General features: G+C 57.3%; 4 protein-coding genes and 1 tRNA gene. 3 read left to right on the top strand and 2 right to left on the bottom strand.

Annotation, left to right across the window (positions count from 1 at the left end):
* Positions 1-7 precede the first annotated feature (7 nt).
* Both CRO87_RS15110 and orn read right to left on the bottom strand, forming a co-directional pair.
* Positions 8-83 (bottom strand) — tRNA-Gly (locus CRO87_RS15110).
* 201 nt (positions 84-284) lie between these two features.
* Positions 285-830, bottom strand: coding sequence for an oligoribonuclease (gene orn / locus CRO87_RS15105; RefSeq protein WP_097163765.1), 546 nt, complete (start codon positions 828-830; stop codon positions 285-287).
* A gap of 106 nt (positions 831-936) precedes the next feature.
* On the opposite strand from orn, the gene rsgA reads away from it, so the two are divergent.
* The 3 genes from rsgA to mscM all read left to right on the top strand — a co-directional run bounded on the left by rsgA (position 937) and on the right by mscM (position 6,380).
* Complete coding sequence (gene rsgA, locus CRO87_RS15100; RefSeq protein WP_176504317.1) at positions 937-1,995, top strand: small ribosomal subunit biogenesis GTPase RsgA; 1,059 nt, start codon at positions 937-939, stop codon at positions 1,993-1,995.
* 90 nt (positions 1,996-2,085) lie between these two features.
* Positions 2,086-3,054, top strand: coding sequence for an archaetidylserine decarboxylase (gene asd, locus CRO87_RS15095; RefSeq protein WP_097163763.1), 969 nt, complete (start codon positions 2,086-2,088; stop codon positions 3,052-3,054).
* A gap of 17 nt (positions 3,055-3,071) precedes the next feature.
* Positions 3,072-6,380 (top strand): miniconductance mechanosensitive channel MscM, encoded by a 3,309-nt coding sequence (mscM, locus tag CRO87_RS15090; RefSeq protein ID WP_097163762.1) that lies wholly within the window; start codon positions 3,072-3,074, stop codon positions 6,378-6,380.
* Positions 6,381-6,390: the final 10 nt, after the last annotated feature.

Genomic DNA, 6,390 nt, shown 5'->3' with positions numbered 1-6,390 from the left:
CAAATTTTGGAGCGGGAAACGAGACTCGAACTCGCGACCCCGACCTTGGCAAGGTCGTGCTCTACCAACTGAGCTATTCCCGCAAATTTGTTGCTGTCGTAACGCGTAATTCTCTGTCGTTACGGGAGGCGCATTATACGAGAAATCCTTTGAGCTGCAACCCCCCTACAACCGATTTTTTTTGATTTTTGCTTAAGTGCTGAATTATTCGGCAAACTGCTTATTTTTACGGCGAATGCCCGGCAGTTCTACGTTTGCCGGGCCTGTGAAGCCATTTAACGCCGTTACAGCTTAATAAAATGCTCGCGGTAATAAGACAGCTCGGCCACGGATTCACGGATATCGTCCATTGCCTGGTGCGTGCCCTGCTTTTTAAAGCCGTCGAGAATTTCCGGCTTCCAGCGACGCGCCAGCTCTTTCAGCGTGCTGACGTCCAGATAACGGTAGTGGAAGTAGGCTTCCAGCTCCGGCATGTACTTAAACAGGAAGCGGCGGTCCTGGCCGATGCTGTTGCCACAGATAGGTGATTTACCTTCCGGCACCCACTGCTTCAGGAACTCAATCGTTGCCAGTTCAGCGGCGCGTTCGTCCTGAGTACTCGCCTTCACGCGATCGACAAGGCCGCTGCCGGTATGGGTACGCACGTTCCAGTCATCCATTAGCGCCAGCTGTGCATCCGACTGATGAACGGCAATGGTCGGCCCTTCTGCCAGGATATTGAGGTTCGCATCAGTCACCAGCGTGGCGATTTCAATAATGCGATCGCGCTCGGGATCGAGGCCTGTCATTTCCAGATCGATCCAAATGAGGTTGTTTTCATTTGCACTCATGCTATTTTCCACCCTTCTCGCGTCACAACGACAGTGACTATATTCATCTAAAATAGCGTGTATCATAGAGGTTTTGCCCCTTTTGGGCGACCAGGAGTCAGCACGATTGAGTAAAAATAAACTCTCCAAAGGTCAGCAGCGTCGGGTTAAGGCCAATCACCAGCGCCGTCTCAAAACCACTGCGGAGAAGCCCGATTTCGATGACAACCTGTTTGGCGAAACGGCTGAAGGCATTGTCATCAGCCGCTTTGGCATGCATGCCGATGTTGAATCCGCCGAGGGCAGCATTCACCGCTGCAACATCCGTCGCACTATTCGTTCCCTGGTAACGGGCGACCGCGTGGTCTGGCGTCCGGGTAAAACTGCAGCCGAAGGCGTAAAGGTCAAAGGTATCGTTGAGGCGGTGCATGAACGCACCTCCGTGCTGACGCGACCGGACTTTTACGACGGCGTGAAGCCGATCGCCGCGAACATCGATCAGATCGTTATCGTTTCTGCGATCCTGCCTGAACTGTCACTGAATATTATCGACAGATATCTCGTCGCCTGCGAAGCGCTGAGCGTTGAGCCGATCATCGTCCTGAACAAAATCGATCTGCTTGACGATGAGGGCATGGCCTTCGTCAATGAGCAGATGGATATCTACCGCAAAATTGGCTACCGCGTGCTGATGGTTTCCAGCCACACCCAGGACGGCCTCAAGCCGCTGGAAGAAGCGCTCACCGGGCGGATCAGCATCTTTGCGGGCCAGTCTGGCGTGGGCAAATCCAGCCTGCTGAACGCCCTGCTCGGCCTGCAGGAAGAAATTCTCACCAACGATGTCTCTGATAACTCGGGCCTCGGTCAGCACACCACGACCGCCGCACGCCTGTACCACTTCCCGCACGGCGGCGATGTGATTGATTCTCCTGGCGTGCGCGAATTTGGTCTCTGGCATCTGGAGCCGGAACAAATCTTCAATGGCTTTGTCGAATTCCACGACTATCTGGGCGCCTGCAAATACCGCGATTGCAAACACGACAACGATCCGGGCTGCGCCATCCGCGAAGCGGTGGAAAAAGGTGAAATCGCCGAAACGCGCTTTGAAAACTATCACCACATTCTCGAAAGCATGAAGCAGGTGCAGGTAAAAACGCGTAAAAGCTTTTCTGAAACCGACGACTGACAATTAAGCTGAACGTCGCTAGAATCAGCCCCTTTTTTGAAAAAGGCTCCGCCGAGAGCCTGAAACAATGAATATGGCCTGGAGGCTATCTTGTTAAATTCATTCAAACTTTCGCTGCAATACATTCTGCCGAAACTGTGGCTGACGCGCCTCGCGGGCTGGGGCGCAAGCAAACGAGCGGGCTGGCTGACAAAGCTGGTCATTGACCTGTTCGTGAAATACTACAAGGTCGACATGAAAGAGGCGCAGAAGCCGGACACCGCCAGCTACCGCACCTTTAACGACTTCTTTGTGCGCCCGCTGCGCGACGACGTGCGCCCGCTCGATACCGACCCGAGCGTACTGGTGATGCCAGCCGACGGGGTAATCAGCCAGCTTGGCAAAATTGAAGACGACAAAATTTTGCAGGCCAAAGGCCATAACTACAGCCTGGAAGCGCTGCTGGCGGGCAATTACCTGATGGCGGATCTGTTCCGCAACGGCTCTTTCGCCACCACTTATCTTTCCCCGCGCGACTACCACCGTGTACACATGCCTTGTAACGGTATTCTGCGTGAAATGATCTACGTGCCTGGCGATCTGTTCTCCGTCAATCACCTGACTGCGCAGAACGTCCCGAACCTGTTTGCCCGTAACGAGCGCGTTATTTGCCTGTTTGATACCGAATTTGGCCCAATGGCGCAGATTCTGGTGGGCGCCACCATCGTGGGCAGCATCGAAACCGTCTGGGCGGGCACCATCACGCCGCCGCGTGAAGGCGTGATCAAACGTTGGACGTGGCCTGCAGGCGAAAGCGAAGGCTCCGTGGCGCTGCTGAAAGGCCAGGAAATGGGCCGCTTCAAGCTGGGCTCCACCGTAATCAACCTCTTCGCGCCGGGCAAAGTGCAGCTGGTCGAAAAACTGGCGAGCCTGTCAGCAACTAAAATCGGTGAACCGCTGGCGCTCTCCACCGAGACGATCGTCACCCCGGAAGCTGAAGTTGTTCCCGCAGTAGAAGATGAAATCGTTGCTGCGGAAGTGATTACGCCGCAGGCTGACGATAAAACCGACCAGGTCTAACCACAAGGATCGCTGACGTGCGCCTGATTATCACTTTTCTGATGGCCTGGTGCCTCAGCATGGGGGCGTACGCAGCAAGCGCCCCCGACGCCAAACAGATCTCACAGGAGCTGGAACAGGCAAAAGCGGCCAAGCCCGCCCAGCCAGAAGCCGTCGAGGCGCTCCAGTCCGCGCTGAACGCGCTTGAGGAACGCAAAGGTTCTCTCGAGCGCGCCACGCAATATCAGCAGTCCATCGACAACTTCCCCAAGCTCTCACAAACTCTGCGCACGCAGCTTGCTCGCCTGAGCGATGAGCCACGCCAGGTGCCAACGGCCCTGACGACGGACGCACTTAATCAGGAGATCCTGCAGGTCAGCAGCCAGCTGCTGGAGAAGAGCCGTCAGGCGCAGCAGGAACAGGAGCGCGCCCGTGAAATCGCCGATTCCCTGAATCAGCTCCCGCAGCAACAGACCGACGCCCGCCGTCAGCTTAATGACGTTGAACGCCGCGTCGGCACCGCCACGGGCAACACGGCCCAGGCGCAAAACCTCAGTCTGCAGGCGGAATCCGCCAAGCTGAAAGCGCTGGTGAATGAACTGGAGCTTGCGCAACTTTCGGCGAACAACCGCCAGGAGCTGGCGAGAATGCGCTCGGAGCTGGCGCAGAAGCAGAGCGAACAGCTCGACACCTATCTGCAAGGCCTGCGCAATCAGCTCAACAGCCAGCGCCAGCGCGAAGCCGAAAAAGCGCTGGAAAGCACCGAATTATTAGCCGAAAACAGCGCTAACCTGCCGCCGGACATCGTGAAGCAGTTCACCGTCAACCGTGAACTCTCCCAGGCGCTGAACCAGCAGGCGCAGCGGATGGACCTGGTTGCTTCCCAGCAGCGTCAGGCCACCAATCAGACGTTGCAGGTGCGTCAGGCACTCAATACCCTGCGCGAGCAGTCGCAATGGCTGGGCTCCTCGAATCTGTTGGGCGAGGCACTTCGTGCCCAGGTCGCCCGTTTGCCGGAAATGCCGAAGCCGCAGCAACTCGACACTGAGATGGCCCAGCTGCGCGTGCATCGCCTGCGCTATGAAGATTTACTCAGCAAGCAGCCGCAGCTGCGTCAGGCCAACGGGCAGCCGCTGTCGGCGGAAGAAAACCGCATTCTGGATGCCCAGCTACGCACCCAGCGTGAATTGCTGAATTCTCTGCTGCAGGGCGGCGATACGCTTATCCTTGAGTTGACCAAACTGAAGGTGGCGAACGGCCAGCTGGAAGACGCGCTGAAGGAGATTAACGAAGCGACCCACCGCTATCTCTTCTGGACGTCAGACGTCAGCCCGATCACCTTCGCCTGGCCGCTGGAAATTGTGCAGGATCTGCGCCGCCTGATTTCACTGGATACCTTCAGCCAGCTCGGCAAAGCCTCGGTGATGATGCTGACCAGTAAAGAGACGCTGATCCCGCTGTTTGCCGCGCTGATTCTGGTGGGTTTCAGCATCAGCTCCCGCAAACACTTCACCCGCTTCCTCGAGCGCTCCAGTAACCGGGTGGGCAAAGTCACCCAGGATCACTTCTGGCTGACGCTGCGCACGCTGTTTTGGTCGATACTTGTCGCCTCACCGCTGCCGGTGCTGTGGATGACGCTCGGCTACGGTCTGCAGGAAGCCTGGCCTTATCCGCTTGCCGTCGCCATTGGCTACGGCGTGACAGCCACCGTACCGCTGCTGTGGGTGGTAATGATTTGCGCGACGTTTGCCCGGCCAAATGGCCTGTTTGTGGCCCACTTCGGCTGGCCTCGCAACCGCGTGGCGCGGGCGATGCGCTATTACCTGATGAGTATCGGGCTAATCGTGCCGTTGATAATGGCGCTGATCATGTTCGAGAATCTCAACGACCGCGAATTTTCGTCATCACTCGGCAGGCTCTGCTTTGTGCTGATCTGCGGCGCGCTGGCGATTGTCACGCTCAGCCTCAAGCGCGCAGGCATCCCGCTGTTCCTCGACAAAGAGGGCAGCGGCGACAACATGATTAACCGGATGCTCTGGAGCCTGCTGGCGGGTGCACCGCTGGTCGCCATTCTGGCCGCACTGGTGGGCTATCTGGCAACGGCTGAAGCCCTGCTGGCACGGCTGGAAACCTCCGTCGCCATCTGGTTCCTGCTGCTGGTTGTCTACCACGTGATCCGCCGCTGGATGCTGATTCAACGCCGCCGCATCGCTTTCGATCGTGCCAAACACCGTCGTGCCGAAATGCTGGCTCATCGTGCACGTGGTGAAGAAGATCCTCACCACACCACCAGTCTGGAAGGAACGCCGGAAGTAGACATCGCCGAAGTCGATCTCGACACGCTAAGCGCCCAGTCGCTGCGGTTGGTCCGATCGATTCTGATGCTGATCGCCCTCGTGTCGGTGATTGTACTGTGGTCAGAAATCCACTCGGCGTTTGGCTTCCTGGAAAACATCTCGCTGTGGGATGTGACCTCTACGGTGCAGGGCGTGGAGAGTCTGCAGCCGATTACGCTTGGCGCGGTGCTGATAGCCATTCTGGTGTTTATCATCACCACCCAGCTGGTACGTCACTTCCCTGCTTTGCTCGAGCTGGCGGTGCTGCAGCACCTCAGCCTGACGCCGGGCACCGGCTACGCCATTACCACCATCACCAAATATCTGCTGATGCTGGTCGGTGGCCTGGTGGGCTTCTCGATGATCGGGATTGAGTGGTCGAAGCTGCAATGGCTGGTGGCCGCCCTCGGTTTTGGCCTCGGCTTTGGTATGCAGGAGATCTTCGCCAACTTTATCTCCGGCCTTATCATTCTGTTCGAAAAACCGATCCGTATCGGCGACACGGTGACGATCCGCGATTTGACGGGCAGCGTCACGAAGATCAACACCCGTGCGACAACGATCAGCGACTGGGATCGCAAAGAGATCATCATGCCGAACAAGGCGTTCATCACCGAGCAGTTCATCAACTGGTCGCTGTCGGACTCCGTCACCCGCGTGGTGCTGAGCGTGCCGGCACCGTCCGATGCCAACAGCGAAGAGGTCACGCAGATCCTGTTGTCCGCTGCAGAACGCTGCTCGCTGGTTATCGACAACCCGGCGCCGGAAGTCTTCCTGGTGGATTTGCAGCAGGGCATTCAGATTTTCGAGCTGCGTATTTATGCCGCTGAGATGGGCCATCGTATGCCGCTGCGCCATGAAATTCACCAGCTGATTCTGGCGGGCTTCCGTGAACACGGCATTGATATGCCGTTCCCGCCTTTCCAGATGCGTCTGGAAAGCCTGGACGGGCGTAAGACGAGCAAAACGATGACGTCAGCAGGACGCGGGCGTACGGTGGGGAGTTTGTAATATTCAGGGG

Origin of the sequence: Enterobacter sp. CC120223-11, from assembly GCF_900215375.1 — a bacterium.
GTDB lineage: Bacteria > Pseudomonadota > Gammaproteobacteria > Enterobacterales > Enterobacteriaceae > Scandinavium.
Note: the sequence above shows the minus strand (reverse complement) of the source record. Positions and strands in the feature narration are given on the sequence as shown.

Coding starts and splice junctions, on each gene's coding strand:
- orn (WP_097163765.1), bottom strand. CDS start 830: ATGAGTGCAAATGAAAACAACCTCATTTGGATCGATCTGGAAATGACA.